The organism is Lentzea terrae (genome assembly GCF_003265345.1).
GTDB classification, from domain to species: Bacteria; Actinomycetota; Actinomycetes; order Mycobacteriales; family Pseudonocardiaceae; genus Lentzea; species Lentzea terrae.
This window is the reverse complement of the sequence record NZ_QFWW01000019.1, coordinates 37,470-54,429: the sequence shown is the minus strand read 5'-3', so window position 1 is coordinate 54,429 and position 16,960 is coordinate 37,470. Positions and strand designations below refer to the sequence as shown.

The following is a 16,960-nucleotide window of genomic DNA, read 5'->3' as shown; positions in this document are numbered from 1 at the left end:
AATCGACAACTACCGCAGCATGCTCCGCCGCCACATCCTCCTGCGCTGGGGCAGCACACCCGTCAACGCGATCACCGCGCTCGGCGTCAACAAGTGGATCGCCGACCTCCACGCGCTCGGCTACGCCAACTCCACCATCGCCGGCATCGTCAAACTCCTGTCAATGATCCTCACCGACGCCGCCGACGAAGGCCTCATCCCAGCCAACCCCGTCCACCGACGCAGACGCCGCGGACGACGCAGCCACCGCGGACGACGCAGCCACCGCATCCAACGCGAACGCGTCTGGGCCACACCAGACGAAGTACTCCGCATCGCCGACCAAGCCCAAGCACTCGGCGGCGACACCGCCAAACTGCTGATCATCACCGCCGCCTGGACCGGGTGCCGCTGGGGCGAGCTCACGGACTACACCGCGACAACCTCGACCTCAACCGCGGCATCCTCGTCATCGACCCACGCGTCGGCGCCCTGCACGAGAGCGCCCACAAACAATGGCTTGGCAACCCCAAGACCACATCCTCAGCCCGCGTCATCACGCTGCCACCCTTCCTGATCAAGCTGTTGCGCGACTACCTCAAACAGCACGACAACGAGTTCGTGTTCACCGCGGACGGCGGAAACTGGTTGTGGCGCAGCACCTTCACCCAACGGATCCTCAAACCAGCCGTCAACGGCAACGAAGACCGGCCTCATAAGGGAATCCGCACCGTGCCTGTCCGACCCGGCCTGACATTCCACGGGCTACGGCACAGCCACAAGACCTGGCTCATCGCCGATGGCGCACCCGAGATCGCCCAAGCACGACGCCTCGGACACCATCTACCCAACCGTGTCACCGAGGTCTACTCCCACGTCGCACCCGAAGTCGAACAACGACTCCTCAACAACCTGCAACGGCGCTGGCACAGAGCCAAAGCAGCCGTCAAAGCACACCCCATAGCGCCAGAACCGGCCACACGGCGACTCTCCGGCCCCGTTGCCGCATAACCAACACGGCGACCCTCACCCCGTTAGCAAGAGGGACACCACATCTACGCAGGCCACCGCCCCAGAAACCGATCTTCCTGGAGAAAACTGCTCCAGAACCTCTCCACCAGAGCAGCACAAAACGATCAAGAGGTGCTCACCCGTGAACAGCAAAGAACCCGCCTGAACTGCGGTAACCGCTAGATCAGACGGGTTCTACAACTTGTGGAGCTGAGGGGACTCGAACCCCTGACCCTCACACTGCCAGTGTGATGCGCTACCAGCTGCGCCACAGCCCCTTGAAGGTCCACGTTCCCGGCAGGTTTCCCTGTCGTTCTCGTGTGGCAATACCGTACATCAAGAGGTCCAGGAGATAAAAATCGGGGGTATCCAAACCGCATTCGGGCTGGTAGGACCGGGTAATGACCGCCGGAGCGCCGTTCGACCCCAAGATCGAGTGCATGGACCCCGAGGCCCGTCGCGAGCTGCAGGAACAGCGGCTGCGGGGCCTTGTCGACAGGCTGCTCAGCACCGACAACTTCCAGGGCGAGAGGCTCAGGGAAGTTGGAGTGACGCGCGGCACAGATGTCACGCTCGACGAGATCCACTTGTTGCCGACGATCAGCAAGCAGGACCTGTGGGACCACTACCCGTTCGGGCTGCAGATCGCCCCACAGGAAGACGTCGTGTGCGTGCACGGGAGTTCGGGGACCGGTGGCCGGCCGACGCTCGTTCCGTACACCGCCAACGACGTCGAGATCTGGGCCGAGGTCATGGCCAGGGCGCTCAAGGGTGCTGGGGCCACGGAGCGGTCGGTCATCCACAACGCTTACGGCTACGGGCTTTTCACGGGTGGGCTCGGGGTGCACCACGGCGGGCTGAGGTTGAAGGCCACGGTCGTTCCCATGTCCGGTGGTATGACCGAGCGGCAGATCAGGCTCATCGAGGACCTGAAGCCGGACGTCCTGTGCTGCACGCCGTCGTATGCGCTGCGGCTTGCGGAAGACCTCGGAGAGAACAGCATCGAGGTCGGCATCTTCGGCGCCGAGCCGTGGACCGAGGAGATGCGCGAGGAGATCCAGCAGCGGCTTCAGATCAAGGCATTGGACATCTACGGACTGTCCGAAGTGATCGGTCCCGGTGTGGCGTGTGAATCCCTTGACTCGGAAGGGCTTCTCAACATCGCCGAGGACCACTTCTACCCGGAGACCGAAGACCAAGAGCTGATCTTCACCACGCTCACCAAGACGGGTATGCCGCTGTTGAGGTACCGCACGGGCGACGTGGCGAGCCTGCACGGACCAGCAGGCCGGCGGACGCTCACACGGATGAGCAAGCTCAAGGGCCGCAAGGACGACATGCTCGTCATCCGCGGGGTGAACGTGTTCCCGACGGAGATCGAGGCGGTCGTGCTGGAGCTCGCGAGCCCGCACTACCTGATCGTCGAAGACCGCCGGGCCTCCACCGCACAGCTGCACGTGGCCGTTGAGTCCACACAGGACATCAAGGACACGCTGACCAACAAGCTCAAGGAACGACTCGGCATCACGTGCCAGGTCCACGTCCTGGAGCCCGGAAAGCTGCCGCGCACGGAACAAGGAAAAGCACAGCGCCTGGCCCGATGGACTCAGGGCCAGGCGCCGATCGACGGACTCACTTAGTCAGGTCGGAGAGCCAGTTCTTGTTGTCCAGGTCGACGAGCTTGCCACCGGAGGCGACGCTGGGCGTGCCGCGGAAACGGCCCGTTTCGGGGTCGCGCACCACCGGGTCGTTGCTGGTCTTGGACATCAGCTCGTCCAGCTGCGTCTTGTAGGTCTGGTTCTGCACGCAGGACTCGAAAGTCGACGACGTGACGCCGACGTCCTTGCCCAGCTTGATGAGCTGGTCCTTGGTGTAGCCCGCGTCGCCTTCTTCCGGCTGCTTGGCGAACAGCGCCGCGTGGAAGGCGTTGAACTTGCCGTCGTCGGCGACGCACAGGGCCGCGTTGGCCGAGTCGGTCGAGTAGCCCGGCGGGTCCGACTTGCTGTTCAGCATCGGCAGGATGTGGTAGCGGACCTTGACCTTGCCGTCGTCCACGGCCTGCTTGATCGAAGCACCGTAGGTCTTCTCGAACGTGCCGCAGATCGGGCACAGGAAGTCCTCGTACACGTCCACGGTCACCGAGGCGGTGTCCTTGCCCACCAGCACGGTGTTGCCGTCGCGGACCGCGGGCGCCGAGATCGTGTGGTCGGCCGGGGCCAGCGGAATCGCCTCGTTGCCGGACGACGAAGGCTTCATCTGCTGGAACACGACGTAGCCGATGACCGCGACGGCCAAAACCGCTACGACGGCGATACCGGCGAGCACCTTCGTTCGATCGGAACCCGACGACGTACGAGCCTGGGCCACCGCACGCGCGGCCTGCTTCTTCTTCCGCGCACTGCGCTCTGCACCACCCACGGCGACGAGGGTAGCGACACAAACTAAAAGAAAGCTGAGCGGACGATCACGCTTCCGGGTGGCGCGGCTTGCCGCCCACGCGCTCGCCGGTCGGGATCTCGGCGCTCTCGTCGAGACAGCCGCACTCCGGCGCAACAGAAGAAGCAGTGTGCTCTTCCTCATGTGTGGGCAGGGTCTCGGGGGCGACGAACCAGAAGCCGACGGCCAGCAACAGCGAGGCGCCGGTGATCGCGAACGAGGCTTCGAAGCCGAACGAGTCGGCCAGCAGGCCCGCGCACATCGGGCCGATGATCGCGCCCAGGTCGGTCACCATCTGGAAACCCGCGAGCACCGGGCCACCCTTGCCCTTGGCCCCGATCACGTCGGCCACGACGGCGTTCTGCGGCGGGTTCAGCAGACCGGCGCCCATGCCCGCGACCAGCGACGCGGCCATGAACGTCCACATGTCACCGGTGAAGCCCATCCAGATCGTCGCGAGACCGCTCACGATCAGGCCGGCCACGGCGACGGGCTTGCGGCCGCGGGTGTCTGCGATCTTGCCGGACAGGAACAGCAACGCCGCGTTGCCGGCCGCGAACACCGACATCGAGATGCCCGCCACGGCCGCGCTGTGGTTCAACGCCTCGATGACGAACACCGGCACCAACGAGATCCGCACGCCGAACACGGCCCAGCCGTTCGCGAACCCGGACGCCAGCGCAGCCCGGTAGGCACGGTGCCGAAAGGCCTCACGAACCGTCATCGGCACGTCGGTGTTGGTCCTGTCCAACGCAGCGAGAGTCGAGCGACGCAGGAAGAACCAGACCACGAACGCCGCGATGCACAGCAGCACGCCGTACGACACGAACGGCACCCACACGCCGAACGGCACGAGGCCGGCACCGACGATCGGTCCGCACACGTTGCCGACGAGGAAGCCCGCCGCCCACATCCCGGACGCCCGCCCGCGCATCGGCGCCGGGGTGATGCGGATCAACAGGCCCAGCGCGGCCACCGTGAACATCGTCGACCCGATGCCGGCCAACGCGCGCCACCCCAGCATCTCGGGGTAGCTCGACGAGAAGCCGGACATCGCGGTGCCGGCGGCCACGATGAGGATGCCGACGATGTAGACGTGCGGCTCGCCGAACTTGTTGACGAGCTTGCCGCTCATCGGCGCGAACGCCAGCCGCACGAACGCAAAGGTGCTGATCAGAGCCGCGACAGCGGTGTGGCCGACACCGAACGACGCCGCGTACACCGGCAGCACCGGCGCCACGATCCCGAACCCGATGGCGATGATGAAGCTCGCCGCGACCAGAACCCAAACCTCGACCGGTAACCGCTCGCGCACCCCGAAGCCTCCCTTAGCCCTGCTAAGGATATGTCACGCGGCAACTAAATAACTCAGTCGAGTAGCTCATCAACTCTGCGTACATATGCCGTCACCGGATATGCGGCAGAGAACCCGCACGCCTCGGCGAACCGCTCCCCCGGACCCTCGTCCACCTGCGAAGCGACCAACATCGCCCCGGCAGATCGCAGGGCCGCAGCAGCAGACACCACCAACGACCGCCCAACGCCCCGACGACGCCGCGCCGGACGTACGACGCACTGCTCGACCAATCCCACACCGCGCTCGGCGAACCCCGACACGAATCCGCCGATCCGGTCGCCGTCGTCCACCACCATCAACAAACAACGCGGATCGTCCAGTCGATGCCCGAGCCACCGAGCCAACCGCGCCCGGTTGCCGACCAACTCGTCGGACAGCAGGTCGACGATGCCCTCCAAATCAAGATCGCCGGCCCGCCGGACACCCTCCGACACAACAGCAGACTCGCGATGAACCACGGTCAACAGCTCCTCGACCGCGTACCAGCCGGAGTCGTCGGCGATCCCCTCGATCTCGTCCACGGTCGTCGGCGACGCGTACACCACGGCCTCGGCCCGCCCGACGTCCGCGAACGTCTGCTCGAGCTGCAGCAACGTCGACGCGACCTCGACCGACGACCCGTCCAGCGCACAGCCGAAGTTCCCGGACGGCAGCGGGTTCTCGCGGTTGATCACCACCGCCGCACAGCCGACCCGCCCGACCTTGCCGTACCGCACCGCCCCGGACGCGAGCCGCGCGCCCTCGACCAGAATGGCCAGGTCACGCGCCTGGTACGGGTCCAGCAACTCCGGGTCGTCCGGATCGCGCAACGGGTCAACCAACTCGACGGCCCTTCCACGAGGCACCTGGACGCAGCGCGCAGTCCAGCAGGAACACCCCGATCGTCGCCCACGACAGCGGCGCCAGCACAGCCGAGATCTCCGGCTGCCCGACTCGGCGCACGAACTCGCGATGCGAAACGGCCTGCGCGAACCACGCCAGCCACGACCACGGCGACCGCCACCGCAGCACCGGAATCAGCCCGTACGCGAGATGCAGCAGCCCCGCGACCACCAACAACACGCGCCCCCACGGCCCGAACATCTCCCGCATCGACGGTTGGATGCTCTTGCGCAACGACCGCCACGTATCACCAAACGAATCCAGTCCCGAGGTGGTCAGCAGCGCCGAAGCGTCGACGAACCGCGTCACCCCGCCAGGTCGGGCGTGCAGGTCACGTCCGCGTCCATGAACAGCAGCCACTCCTCGTCCTGAGCGGCATGCACCCCCAGGTGCATCGCGTGCGTCTTCCCGGCCCACCCAAAATCGGGACCGGACGACTCGATCACCTCGGCTCCACCGGAACGGGCGACAAGAGCAGTCGCGTCCGCAGAACTGTCGTCCACCACCACGACACGAACACCGGGCTGACCGACCAACCCGGACAGCAACGACGGCAAGGTCGCTTCCTCGTTCCGCGCAGGCACGACAGCCAGCACGGAAGCCGTCTTCGACGAAGCAGACAAGTCAGCCACGTGCTGCCACTGCGTCACGGTCCGTGCGGATCGCAACACCGACACGGCCCCAGATAGCACGCCAAGCATCCCCATATCTCCACCCTGACACACTCAACGGTGTGCACCTGCCCGATCTCCCGGTGAAGTCCGTTCTCCCGGAACTTCTCAAGACCCTCGACGACCACGGATCAGCCGTGCTCGTCGCCCCGCCGGGCACCGGCAAGACGACCCTCGTCCCGCTGGCCCTCAACGGCAAACTCAACGGCACAGTCGTCGTCGCCGAGCCACGCAGGATCGCCGCCAGAGCAGCCGCCGCACGCATGGCGAGCCTCCTCGGCGAACCCGTGGGCCACACGGTCGGCTACTCGGTCCGCGGCGACCGCAAGACGAGCAGGCACACCCGCATCGAGGTCGTGACCAGCGGCCTCCTGGTGCGCAGGCTCCAGCACGACCAGGAGCTGAAGGGCGTCGGCACGGTGCTGCTCGACGAGTGCCACGAACGCCACCTCGACGCCGACCTGCTGCTCACGCTCCTGCTGGACGCCAAAGCAGGCCTGCGCCCGGACCTCAAACTCCTCGCAACTAGTGCAACCGTTGCCGCACAACGACTCTCCGACCTGCTCAACGCCCCGGTCCTGCACACCGAGTCGCGCATGTACCCGACGGAGATCACCTACGTCCCACCCGTGCGCAACGAGCACATCGAGAACACCGTCGCCAGGGCGATCAACAGGGCGTTGTCCGAAGTGGACGGCGACGTGCTCGCGTTCCTGCCCGGCGTCAAGGAGATCAACCGCACCGCGAGCCTCCTCAACGCGGAAACCGTGATCCTGCACGGCCAGCTGAACGCCCAGACCCAGGACGCGGCCCTCAAACCCGGTCAGCACCAACGCGTCGTGCTCGCCACCAGCATCGCCGAGTCCAGCCTGACCGTGCCGGGCGTCCGCGCGGTCGTCGACGCAGGCCTGGCCCGAGTACCGCGCGTGGACCACAGAAGAGGACTCGCCGGTCTCACGACGATCCGCGTCTCCCAGGCCGTGGCGGAGCAACGCGCCGGACGAGCCGGCCGCGAAGCCCCCGGCCGCGTCTACCGCTGCTGGCCGGAACACGAGCACTCGACGCTCCCCCGCTACCCGGAACCCGAGATCAGAACGGCCGACCTGACCAGGCTCGCCCTCGAGCTCGCGGTCTGGGGCACCCCGGACGGCAGCGGCCTGAACTGGTGGGACGCCCCGCCGGAGGGCGCGCTCAAAGCCGCCAGGGAAACCCTCAACGCCATCGGCGCGCTCGACGAGGACCGCCGCGACCGCATCGCGAACGTCGGCCTGCACCCCAGGCTCGGCCGCGCCCTCATCGACGGCAGCGAACGAGCAGGCAACCGCACGGCAGCCGAAGTCGTGGCACTGCTCGACGACAGCTCACACCCCGCCACCAACGACCTCGCGACCGCGCTGAAGTCGCCAGGCAAGTGGCGCAAGGAAGCCAAGAAGCTGGAGAAGCTCGGCAGCAACCCGGACGGCAACGGCGACGCGGCGCTCGTCGTCGCGCTCGCCTATCCGGAACGGCTGGCGAAACGCCGGTCCAAGAACAGCAACGTCTACCTGATGGCCAACGGCACGGCCGTCGAGCACACCGACTCGCAGGCCAAGTGGCTGGCGGTCGCGATCGCCGACCGCGAGCCGGGCAGCAAGCACGGCCGCATCCGCCTCGCCGCCCCTGCCGACGAAGAGCTCGCCGTCACCGCCGCCGCGGCCCTCGTGCACACCGAAGACGACATCCGCTGGAACGGCGACGTCATCGCGAACAGCGTCCGCAAGCTCGGCGCGATCACGCTCGACGAACGCCCGCTCAACGACCTCGCCAAGTCGCAGCAGGCACTCCGGATGGGCCTGGAAGCCGAAGGCCTCGGTCTGCTCAAGTGGACCGACGCTGCCAAACGCTTGCGCGAACGCATGGCGTTCCTGCACCGGACCCGCGACTGGCCGAGCGTCGACGACGAGAACCTGATCCGATCAATCGACCTCGGCAAAGCCAAGAAGCGCTCCGACCTGGCCAAGATCGACACAACGACACTGCTGCGAAACCTGCTGCCGTGGCCAGAGGCAGCGGAGTTCGACAAGCTCGCTCCGGAACGCATCGGCCAGGGCAAGGTCGACTACACCCAGGACCAGCCGGCCCTCTACGTCCGCATCCAGGACGCCATGAAGTGGGCCGACACGCCGCAGATCGCCGGAGTTCCGGTGGTGGTGCACCTGCTCTCCCCCGCGGGCCGTCCCACCGCCGTGACCAGCGATCTCCGGTCCTTCTGGCGCAACGGGTACCTGCGCGTGCGCAGTGAGCTGAAGGGCAGGTACCCCAAGCACCACTGGCCCGAACGGCCGTACAGCAAGGGAACTTGAGTCCATTCGTTGCCGCCGGCTTGAACCATTAGGAATCGAACAACGTTAATCTCAGCTATGGCGCACATCGCGATCTTCCTCATGCCCGAGCGCGGACACGTCCTGCCGGCGCTCGGGCTGATCGCTGAGCTCGTGCGCCGCGGCCACCGGGTGACCTGCCCGGTGCCCGCCCCGTTCACCGCGGCCGTGACCGACTGCGGCGCGACCGCGATCCGGTACCGGACAACGCTTCCCGCCCGGCTGCCGGAGTCGCTCTACGAGGCGGCGCAGCTCGCGCTCACCGAGGCCGAGTCGACGTTGCCGCAGGTCGAGGACGCGTTTCGGCAGGACCCGCCGGACCTCGTGCTGTGGGACATCGCGGCCTGGGCCGGCGGGGTGATCGCACGCCGGCTCGACGTGCCGAACCTGCTGCTGGATAGCCTGTTGACCAGCAACTCGCACTGGTCGCTCGGCGCGGCCGTCGTGCCCGCGCGGACGTTCGACGTCGAGGCCATCCGGTTCTTCACCAGGGTGCAGGGGTTCGTCGGCTGCTCGCTGCCGGAGTTCGTCGCGGGTGCGCGGCGCAGGATCGCCCTGTTCGCCAGGGAGTTCCAGCCGGAGGGCGACACGTTCGACGAGCGGTTCGCCTTCACCGGCCCGTGCCTGACCGACCGCGAGTTCCAGGGCACGTGGACGCCGCCGGGTGACAAACCCGTGGTGCTCGCGACGATCGACGCGCAAACGTGCGCCGACGCGGCCCGCGGAATGCCCTGGCACCTTGTCACAACGGGCAAAGTCAAAAAGCCGGCACCGAACGTCGAGGTGCACGACAACGTCCCCCAGCTCGCCGTTCTCCAGCACGCCGGCGTTTTCATCACGCACGGCGGCCTGGCCGGCGTGATGGAGGCGCTGCACCACGGCGTTCCCATGATCGTCGTGCCGCGCATGACCGACCAGCGCCTCAACGGCCAGCGCGTCGAGGAGCTCGGGCTCGGCGTCCTGCTCGACACCGTGACCGAGGAGGGTGTGCGCTCGTTGGTCAGTCAGCTGATGTCGGATTCCGCGATCTCCGCGCGGGTCAAGGACATGCAGCGGATGATTCACCGGGCGGGCGGCAGCGCGTTCGCCGCGGACGTCGTCGAGGAGGAGCTGGCCCGATGAATGAGACACGGTGAGACGGATCTGGGACGACGCGGTCCGCACACTGGGCGGCGCTCCGGACGCGGGTGATCTCGTCGAGCGCTACGCCGAGCCCCACCGCACCTATCACAACACCTTCCACGTGGCGTCCGTCGTCCGCGACTCGTGGGCACTCGCCGACGAGTTCGCCTTCACACCGGAGGAACGCGCGATTCTCACGTTGGCCGCCTGCGCGCACGACGTGATCTACGACGGCAACCCCGGCGACGACGAACGCGCATCGGCCGCCTGGGCGCGGGAACGCCTGGCCGGGCTGGACGAAGAGCACATCGCACGGGTGGAGTCGTTGGTGCTGGCCACGATCAAGCACTCGTCCGACGACCCGCTCGCGCACGTGCTGCTCGACGCCGACCTCGCCATCCTCGGCGCGGAACCGGCGCACTACGACCGCTACAGCCAGGCCGTGCGCCAGGAGTACGCGCGCTACGACGACGAACTCTGGCGGGCCGGCCGGGCCGGGGTGCTGAAGACCCTGCTCGACCGCGAGGACCTGTTCGTGACCGAACCCGCGCGGCAGCGGTGGGACGCCGCCGCGCGGATCAACCTCGCGCGCGAGCTTCAGTCGTTGGTGTAGAGAACGCGGGTCGCGGTCGTGAAGCGCTTGAGCGTCTCCGGGATCGGCTCGACCCCGATGCCGGGCCCGGTCGGCACGGCGATGGAGCCGTTGTCGAGCTCGAACGGCTCGGTGATGTCCTCCGCGAACCACCGCCGCGACGCCGAGGTGTCGCCGGGCAGCACGAAACCGGGCAGCGCCGCGAGCGCCAGGTTCGGCCCGCGGCCGATCCCGGTCTCGAGCATTCCCCCGCACCACACCGGAATCCCGTGCGCGACGGCGACGTCGTGGATCCGGCGCGCCTCCAGGTAGCCGCCGACGCGGGCGGGCTTGATGTTGATCACCCGGCACGCGTCCATCGCGATGGCCGTCGCCGCGTCCCTGGCCGACTCGATCGACTCGTCGAGGCAGATCGGCGTGCGGACCCGCTGGGCGAGCAACGCGTGCCCGCGCAGGTCGTCCTCCTCGAGCGGCTGTTCGATCAGCAGCAGCTCGAACTCGTCGAGCTTGCGCAGCTGGTCGGCGTCGGCCAGCGTGTACGCGGTGTTGGCGTCCACCTGCAGCGGGATGTCGCCGAAGCGGTCCCGCACCGCCCGCACCGGTTCGACGTCCCAACCCGGCTCGATCTTGAGCTTGATCCGGACGTAGCCGTCGGCGAGGTGCTGCTCGACGTCGTGCAGCAACTGCGGGATCGAGTCCTTGATCCCGACCGAGATCCCGGACGGCACGCGCTCGGCCGTGGCGCCCAGGAACGTCCCGATGGGCATCCCGTACGACCGCAGCTCGGCGTCCAGGACCGCGGTCTCCAGCGCGGCCTTGGCGAGCCGGTGCCCCTTGATCGCGTGCGTCCTCGGCCGCACCTCGGCGGCGGTGACCTCCGGCGTCACCCGCGGCACCAGGTGGTCGGCCAGCACGAGCTCCGCGGCGGCGACGAACTCCGAGCAGTACTGCGGGTCCGGGTCGGCCGCGAACTCCGACCAGCCCTCCGCCACGTCCGTCACGACCCGCAGCAGGAACGTGTCCTTCGTCGTCATCGTCCCGAACGACGTGCGGAACGACTGCACCAGCGGAATGGCGACGTGCAACAGCTCTACGCGTTCGATCTTCACTTGTGCTCCAACTCGTACCAGCCCTCACGGGACATCGACGTCGCCACGTAACCCTGCTCGAACGCGTCGACGAACACACCCCGCACGGCCTCTCGCCACTGCTTCGCGACCGCAGCGGACTCCTTGCGCACCTGCACGATGTCGCGCGGCACCCGGCACCAGATCCGCTCGCCGTCGGTGCGCGCCAACGGTTCCCCGTCCGGCGCGGTCCGGGTGACGTCACCCGCGGGCACCGACTCGTGCGGTTCGCGAGCCTGTGTGAGGTCCCACTGCACGGTCAGCCGATCGCTCTCATCGCCATCGTTCACGCCGTCGCGCATCGGCCCGTAGAAGTCCACCGTGTACTCGGTGACCACCGCGCCGAGCTTGACCAGGTTGAACCGGGCGTTGCGCGACACCAGCGGGTCGTAGGTCCAGCGCATCGACTTGGCACCGAGGCCGACCGCCCAGTTCTTCTGCGCGAGCTTCAACGGATGTCCCACGCCGGGCCGCGCCGCCGCGATCATCGAGTACACCGAGCCGTCCGGGCAGAACAGGCCGGTCGTGGCACCGACCAGCTCGTCGCCGTCGTACGCCCCGATGGTCGCGCCGCCCGCGTGCCGGATGCAGTGCAACGTCTCCGTGGACAGCACGTCCACGGTCGTCTCCCAGACCTCGGCGTAGTACTCGGCGACGCGGGCGATGCCGGGAACGTCAGAGATCACTTGGAACCGCAAGGCGGGCCTTCCGGACGCTGTAACCGAAGTAGACGACGAACCCGAGCACCATCCAGGCGAGGAACGCGATCCACGTGTCGAGTCCGAGGCTGAACATCATGTAGACGCAGAACGCCAGCCCCAGCAACGGCGTGACCGGCGAGAACGGCACCCGGAAGCTGCGCCGGCGGTCGGGTTCGGTGCGCCGCAGGATGATCACCGCGATGTTGACCAGCGCGAACGCGAAGAGCGTGCCGATGCTGGTCGCGTCGGCCAGCGACCCCAACGGCACCAGCGCGGCGAGCACCGCGATGAACAGGCCGACGACGATCGTGTTCACGAACGGCACACCGGTCTTCGGGCTGAGCTTCGCGAAGATCGACGGCACCAGCCCGTCGCGCGACATGGCGTACAGGATGCGCGTCTGTCCGTAGAGGACGGTCAGCACGACGGACGTGGTGGCCACGACCGCGCCGATCGACAGCAGGATCGGCCAGATCGAGCCGCTGACGTTGTCGGTGAGCACCCGGCTCAGCGCGGCTTCCGTGCCCGCGAACGACTGCCACGGCATCGCACCCACCGCGGCCAGCGCGACCGCGCAGTACAGCGCGGTGATCACCACCAGCGACAGGATGATCGCGCGCGGCAGGTCGCGCTGCGGGTTCTTGGCCTCCTCGCCGGCGGTCGACGCGGCGTCGAAGCCGATGTAGGAGAAGAACAACGTGGCCGCACCGGCGCTCATGCCCGCAAGGCCCAACGGGAACAACGGCGCCAGGTTGCCCGCCTTGAACGCGGTGAACGCAACCGCGCAGAACATCAGCAACGCGCCGACCTTCACCCACACCAGGATCGTGTTCGTGCGCGCACTGCCCCTGGCACCGCCCAGCAACACCAGCATCGAGATGACCACGACCAGCACGGCCGGGATGTTGACGATCCCACCCGCACCCGGCGGCTGGCTCAGCACGTCCGGAATCCGCAAGCCGGTGACCAGGTGCAGCAGCTCGTTGACGTACTGCCCCCACCCGACCGCGACCGCCGCGACCGAGACCCCGTACTCCAGCACGAGACACCAGCCGCACACCCACGCGACGATCTCGCCGAGCGTGGCGTAGGTGTAGGAGTACGACGAGCCGGACGCGGGGATGAGGCCGGCGAGCTCGGCGTACGACAGCGCGGAGAACAACGCGGTGATGCCGGCGAGCACGAACGACACCACGATGGCGGGACCGGCGAGCGGCACCGCCTCGCCCAGCACGACGAAGATGCCGGTGCCGAGCGTGGCACCGATGCTGATCATCGTGAGGTGGCCGACGCCCAGGGTGCGTTTCATCTCGCTGCCAGGGTGAGTCAGCTGGTCGATCGGCTTGCGCCGCAACACCCGCGCCCCGATGCGCTGTTCGTTGCTCATCGGGCCAACCTAACCGGTGAGTCAGTTATTGGCGGCCACCAACCGGGCGGAACGTGCGGCGGTATGTGTCCGGTGGCACACCGACCGTTCGGTGGAAGTGCCGGCGCAACGTCGTGGCGGTGCCCATGCCGGACGCCTCGGCGATCAAATCCACGCTGTCGTCGGTCATCTCCAGCAGTTCCTGAGCCCGCCTGATCCGTTGGGTGTGCAGCCACTGCAGCGGCGTGGTGCCCGTCACGGCTTTGAACAGCCGGGCGAGGTGACGCGAGCTCAGGTTCGCCTGGCGCGCCAGGTCTTCGACCGTCAACGGCTGGTCGAGCCGCTTGCTCGCCCAGGCGAACAGCTCGGTCAGCGGATGACCTTCCTCGGACGGCACGGGCGCGAGCACGAACTGCGCCTGCCCGCCGTCCCGATGCGGCGGCACGACGAGCCGGCGCGCCGCGGTGTTGGCGGTCGCGGTGCCGTGGTCGCTGCGAATGAGGTGCAGGCTCAGGTCGATCGCCGCCGCCTTGCCGGCGCTCGTCAGCACCTGGCCGTTGTCGACGTACAGCACGTCCGGGTCGACCTGAATTTTCGGATACCGCTCGGCCAGCACGTCGGTGTGCGCCCAGTGCGTGGTCGCCCTCAGCCCGTCGAGCAGCCCGGCTTCCGCCAGCACGAACGCGCCCGTGCACAACGACACGATCCGCGCGCCTCTCTTGTGAGCTGCTTTGACGGCTTGTACGAGTTCCTCGTCGATCGGCTGGTCCACGTCCGCGATGGCCGGAACGATGACGGTGTCAGCGCGTTCGAGCTGGTCCAGGGCCAGATCCGGCTCCAGCGTGAACCGGCCGACTCGCACCGGCCTCTCACCGCAGACCTTGACCTCGTAGTCGAGTTGCGGGGCGGTGAAGATCTCGTAGGTCGCGGTCAGCTCGAAGTGGAGCATCCCGTCGGTCACGACGAAGGCGAGCATGTCCGAAACTGTACGCATCGTGTCGTTCCAGACACTAGTTCGTTTTCGGGTTCGCGGCTTTGATGGTCCACATGGGATACCAGATCGCGGTGTACGGAGCTTCGGGAACCACGGGCCGATTCGTCTTGGCAGAGCTGGAAAAGCGCGGCTTCTCAGGGCTGCCGTTCGGCCGCGCCCAGGCAACGGCGGACGACCCGGCCGCACTGGACCGGGCACTCGCCGCCGCCGCCGCGGTGATCAACACCGCCGGCCCGTTCGCGGTCACCGCGCTGCCGCTGATCGCCGCCGCAGAACGCGCCGGCATCCCGTACGTCGACGTGGCCGCGGAGATCGAGGCGAACGCCGACACCTTCGCCCGCGGCGCCTCGATCCCGGTGGTGCCCGCGATGGCGTTCTTCGGCGGCCTGGCCGACCTGCTGGTCACCGCCGCGATGGACGACTGGACCTCGGCCGATTCGGCCCACATCGCGTACGGCCTGTCCGGCTGGCAGCCCACGGCGGGCACGCTCACCGCCGGCACGGTCTCCCGCGAGCGCCGTGGTGGCCAGCGCGTCCGGTTCCGCGACGGCGCGCTGCAGTACCACTCCGACGCTTTGCCTTCGTCGGAGTGGGAGTTCCCGAGCGGTCCGCGTGAGGTCATCGGCGAGTTCTCGATGGCGGACATCGTCACGATCCCCAGCCACCTGCAGATCCCGTCGGTGACCTCCTACATGTCGGCCACGGCCGCTCAAGGCCTGAGCGAAGCCGCCGAACGCGCGGAGCCGGAAACGTTCGAGGTGGACGTCCGCGTGCGCCGAGGCAGCGAAGAACGCCGTCTGACCGTCACCGGCCGCGACATCTACGCCGTGAGCGCGCCCCTGGCCGTCGAGGCGGTGGAACGCCTGCTCACGAGCCGTTTCAACGTCACCGGCGTCGCCTCCGCAGGCGCGATGTTCGACGCCCGCGACTTCCTGGGGGCACTGGCCGAGCACCTCAAAACAGCAGCGTGACCTTGCCGTTCAGGCCGCCGCGCCGAAACCTCTCGTGAGCGGCCTGAACGTCCCGAACCGCAAACGTCGAGTCGACCCGCACCTGCAGCACGCCGTCGTCGACGAGCTTCACCAACTCCCGCAGCCCCTCGCCGTCCTCGCGAACCTCGATGTTCGTGGTCCGCACACCGGCCCTCTCCGGCACCGGCCCGGCTTGCGACGCGATCGAGGCGTACCTGCCGCCATTGCGCACGGAGTCGACGACGAACGCGCCGTACGTGTCGAACACGGCGTCGTACTCACGCCCAATGTCCTGGTTTTCCCTCGTCAACGTGTCGACCTGCACGCCCCGTGCCCTCGCCAGCTGCGTCGCCAGGTCACCGACCGCCCCGGCGGCGCCCGCGACGAGGAGCCGTTGTCCCGCTTCGAGCTGGAGCCACTCCAACGTCTGCAGCGCGGTCAGCCCGGCCAACGGCAAGGTCGCCGCCTCCACAAAACTGCACGCCTTCGGCGCCGGCGCGACCAGGTCCGCAGGCAGTGTCACCAGCTCCGCCCAGGTCCCGCGACCACTGGCGAGCTGGTTGGACATCGCCACCACCCGGTCGCCGGGTGTGAACTCCCCCGCACCTTCGACGACGACCCCGGCAAGATCCCAGCCGAGTTCTGCGACCTCACCGAAGATGCCCTGCCTGGTCTTGTCGTCGACCGGGTTGATGCTGGACGCAACCGTCCTGACCAGCACCTCCCCCGGCCCGGCCACAACCTCGGGCACGTCCACAACCAGCAACTCCGCCGTACGCACAGCCCGCATCAAGTCCCCCAAGACTCACAACGTCCGCCTCCAACGAAAACGGCGAGCGCTCCGCAGAGCACTCGCCGTCCAAACCCACTAGTGAGGGCGCCCCGCGCCCGAACCCGCGGGGGTCTGGGGGTCGCCCCCCAGATGAACACCCGGAACGAGCTGGCAAAAGTGGCCCCCGAGGGGGCCACTGAGCACAGTTCACCCGAGTGGAGGTGCCGGGAATCGAACCCGGGTCCTATGGCGGCTCATCAGGGCTTCTCCGTGCGCAGTCCGCTATGCCTTTGCTTGACCCCACCAGTCACGCGGACGAGCTGGTGTGACGGGCCCAGCCACTGTGATTGTCCCGAACAACTCCCGTGGCCGGAGCTGCTGGTAAGCCCTCTAGCTGATGCCGGAAACTAGGCCGAAGGCACTCCTAGGCCGACAGCGTTGCTACTCGCCTCAGGCGGCGAGAGCGAACGCGCGCTTGTCGTTAGACTCGGCGCTTATTGGTTTGCGATGACGCTTGCGGTGGTCTCTCGCCTGCACCGGCACGCTTCCCCTGAATCAACGTCCACAGTCGAAACCGTTCACCCCCTTGTAGTGGTACGCATAGCATAACGATGGCGGC

16 protein-coding genes, 1 tRNA gene, 1 other RNA gene and 1 pseudogene are annotated in these 16,960 nt (G+C 67.7%); 7 read left to right on the top strand and 12 right to left on the bottom strand.

Annotated features, from left to right (window positions below; all coding sequences use genetic code 11):
• A pseudogene (locus tag DI276_RS52255) lies at nucleotides 1-556 on the top strand (hypothetical protein); the annotation flags it as partial.
• Complete coding sequence (locus tag DI276_RS50135) at nucleotides 442-990, top strand: tyrosine-type recombinase/integrase (RefSeq protein WP_232836821.1); 549 nt, start codon at nucleotides 442-444, stop codon at nucleotides 988-990. The pseudogene DI276_RS52255 and the gene DI276_RS50135, both read left to right, overlap by 115 nt.
• Before the next feature lie 205 nt (nucleotides 991-1,195).
• On the opposite strand, the gene DI276_RS22130 is transcribed toward DI276_RS50135, so the two are convergent.
• A tRNA-Ala gene (locus DI276_RS22130) sits at nucleotides 1,196-1,268 on the bottom strand.
• Between the two features lie 123 nt (nucleotides 1,269-1,391).
• On the opposite strand from DI276_RS22130, the gene DI276_RS22125 reads away from it, so the two are divergent.
• Complete coding sequence (locus DI276_RS22125) at nucleotides 1,392-2,630, top strand: phenylacetate--CoA ligase family protein (RefSeq protein ID WP_232836820.1); 1,239 nt, start codon at nucleotides 1,392-1,394, stop codon at nucleotides 2,628-2,630.
• Here the strand turns inward: DI276_RS22125 and DI276_RS22120 are convergent.
• The 5 genes from DI276_RS22120 to DI276_RS22100 are packed head-to-tail and all read right to left on the bottom strand — an operon-like array spanning nucleotide 2,623 to nucleotide 6,297.
• A complete protein-coding gene (locus DI276_RS22120; protein WP_112266316.1) occupies nucleotides 2,623-3,408 on the bottom strand; it encodes a DsbA family protein in 786 nt (261 codons plus the stop codon). The genes DI276_RS22125 and DI276_RS22120 overlap by 8 nt on opposite strands.
• Before the next feature lie 46 nt (nucleotides 3,409-3,454).
• Nucleotides 3,455-4,741 (bottom strand): MFS transporter, encoded by a 1,287-nt coding sequence (locus tag DI276_RS22115; protein WP_112266314.1) that lies wholly within the window; start codon nucleotides 4,739-4,741, stop codon nucleotides 3,455-3,457.
• Nucleotides 4,742-4,794: 53 nt separating this feature from the next.
• Nucleotides 4,795-5,592 (bottom strand): GNAT family N-acetyltransferase, encoded by a 798-nt coding sequence (locus DI276_RS22110; RefSeq protein WP_232836819.1) that lies wholly within the window; start codon nucleotides 5,590-5,592, stop codon nucleotides 4,795-4,797.
• Nucleotides 5,593-5,596: 4 nt separating this feature from the next.
• Nucleotides 5,597-5,974, bottom strand: coding sequence for a hypothetical protein (locus tag DI276_RS22105; RefSeq protein WP_112266310.1), 378 nt, complete (start codon nucleotides 5,972-5,974; stop codon nucleotides 5,597-5,599).
• Nucleotides 5,971-6,297 carry a glycosyltransferase family 2 protein gene (locus tag DI276_RS22100; RefSeq protein ID WP_157984865.1) on the bottom strand — a complete coding sequence of 109 codons (327 nt, stop codon included), beginning with the start codon at nucleotides 6,295-6,297 and terminating at the stop codon, nucleotides 5,971-5,973. Before DI276_RS22100 ends, DI276_RS22105 begins: the two co-directional genes overlap by 4 nt.
• Nucleotides 6,298-6,398: 101 nt before the next feature.
• Between DI276_RS22100 and hrpB the strand changes: the two genes are divergently transcribed.
• From hrpB to DI276_RS22085, 3 genes are read left to right on the top strand one after another with little or no spacing between them, the layout of a single operon-like run.
• On the top strand, nucleotides 6,399-8,678 hold the full coding sequence (hrpB, locus tag DI276_RS22095) for an ATP-dependent helicase HrpB (protein ID WP_112266306.1): 2,280 nt from the start codon (nucleotides 6,399-6,401) through the stop codon (nucleotides 8,676-8,678).
• A gap of 57 nt (nucleotides 8,679-8,735) precedes the next feature.
• The gene (locus DI276_RS22090; RefSeq protein WP_112266304.1) at nucleotides 8,736-9,818 is read left to right on the top strand and encodes a macrolide family glycosyltransferase; all 1,083 of its coding nucleotides are present in this window, start codon (nucleotides 8,736-8,738) and stop codon (nucleotides 9,816-9,818) included.
• A gap of 10 nt (nucleotides 9,819-9,828) precedes the next feature.
• Nucleotides 9,829-10,431, top strand: coding sequence for an HD domain-containing protein (locus DI276_RS22085; protein WP_112266302.1), 603 nt, complete (start codon nucleotides 9,829-9,831; stop codon nucleotides 10,429-10,431).
• Here DI276_RS22085 and menC read toward each other — a convergent pair.
• The 4 genes from menC to DI276_RS22065 are packed head-to-tail and all read right to left on the bottom strand — an operon-like array spanning nucleotide 10,416 to nucleotide 14,598.
• Nucleotides 10,416-11,519: an o-succinylbenzoate synthase gene (menC, locus tag DI276_RS22080; protein ID WP_112266300.1), complete on the bottom strand. Its 1,104-nt coding sequence runs from the start codon at nucleotides 11,517-11,519 to the stop codon at nucleotides 10,416-10,418. The two genes, DI276_RS22085 and menC, sit on opposite strands and share 16 nt — an antisense overlap.
• Nucleotides 11,516-12,223: a hypothetical protein gene (locus DI276_RS22075; protein ID WP_198680815.1), complete on the bottom strand. Its 708-nt coding sequence runs from the start codon at nucleotides 12,221-12,223 to the stop codon at nucleotides 11,516-11,518. Before DI276_RS22075 ends, menC begins: the two co-directional genes overlap by 4 nt.
• The gene (locus tag DI276_RS22070) at nucleotides 12,213-13,625 is read right to left on the bottom strand and encodes an amino acid permease (RefSeq protein ID WP_112266298.1); all 1,413 of its coding nucleotides are present in this window, start codon (nucleotides 13,623-13,625) and stop codon (nucleotides 12,213-12,215) included. Before DI276_RS22070 ends, DI276_RS22075 begins: the two co-directional genes overlap by 11 nt.
• 25 nt (nucleotides 13,626-13,650) lie before the next feature.
• The gene (locus tag DI276_RS22065) at nucleotides 13,651-14,598 is read right to left on the bottom strand and encodes a GlxA family transcriptional regulator (RefSeq protein WP_112266296.1); all 948 of its coding nucleotides are present in this window, start codon (nucleotides 14,596-14,598) and stop codon (nucleotides 13,651-13,653) included.
• Between the two features lie 53 nt (nucleotides 14,599-14,651).
• Here DI276_RS22065 and DI276_RS22060 point away from each other — a divergent pair, with 53 nt between their 5' ends.
• Nucleotides 14,652-15,569: a saccharopine dehydrogenase family protein gene (locus DI276_RS22060; RefSeq protein ID WP_112266294.1), complete on the top strand. Its 918-nt coding sequence runs from the start codon at nucleotides 14,652-14,654 to the stop codon at nucleotides 15,567-15,569.
• On the opposite strand, the gene DI276_RS22055 is transcribed toward DI276_RS22060, so the two are convergent.
• Nucleotides 15,553-16,359: an NADP-dependent oxidoreductase gene (locus DI276_RS22055; protein ID WP_112266292.1), complete on the bottom strand. Its 807-nt coding sequence runs from the start codon at nucleotides 16,357-16,359 to the stop codon at nucleotides 15,553-15,555. The two genes, DI276_RS22060 and DI276_RS22055, sit on opposite strands and share 17 nt — an antisense overlap.
• 195 nt (nucleotides 16,360-16,554) lie before the next feature.
• Nucleotides 16,555-16,927, bottom strand: a transfer-messenger RNA (tmRNA) gene (gene ssrA, locus DI276_RS22050).
• Between the last annotated feature and the right edge of the window lie 33 nt (nucleotides 16,928-16,960).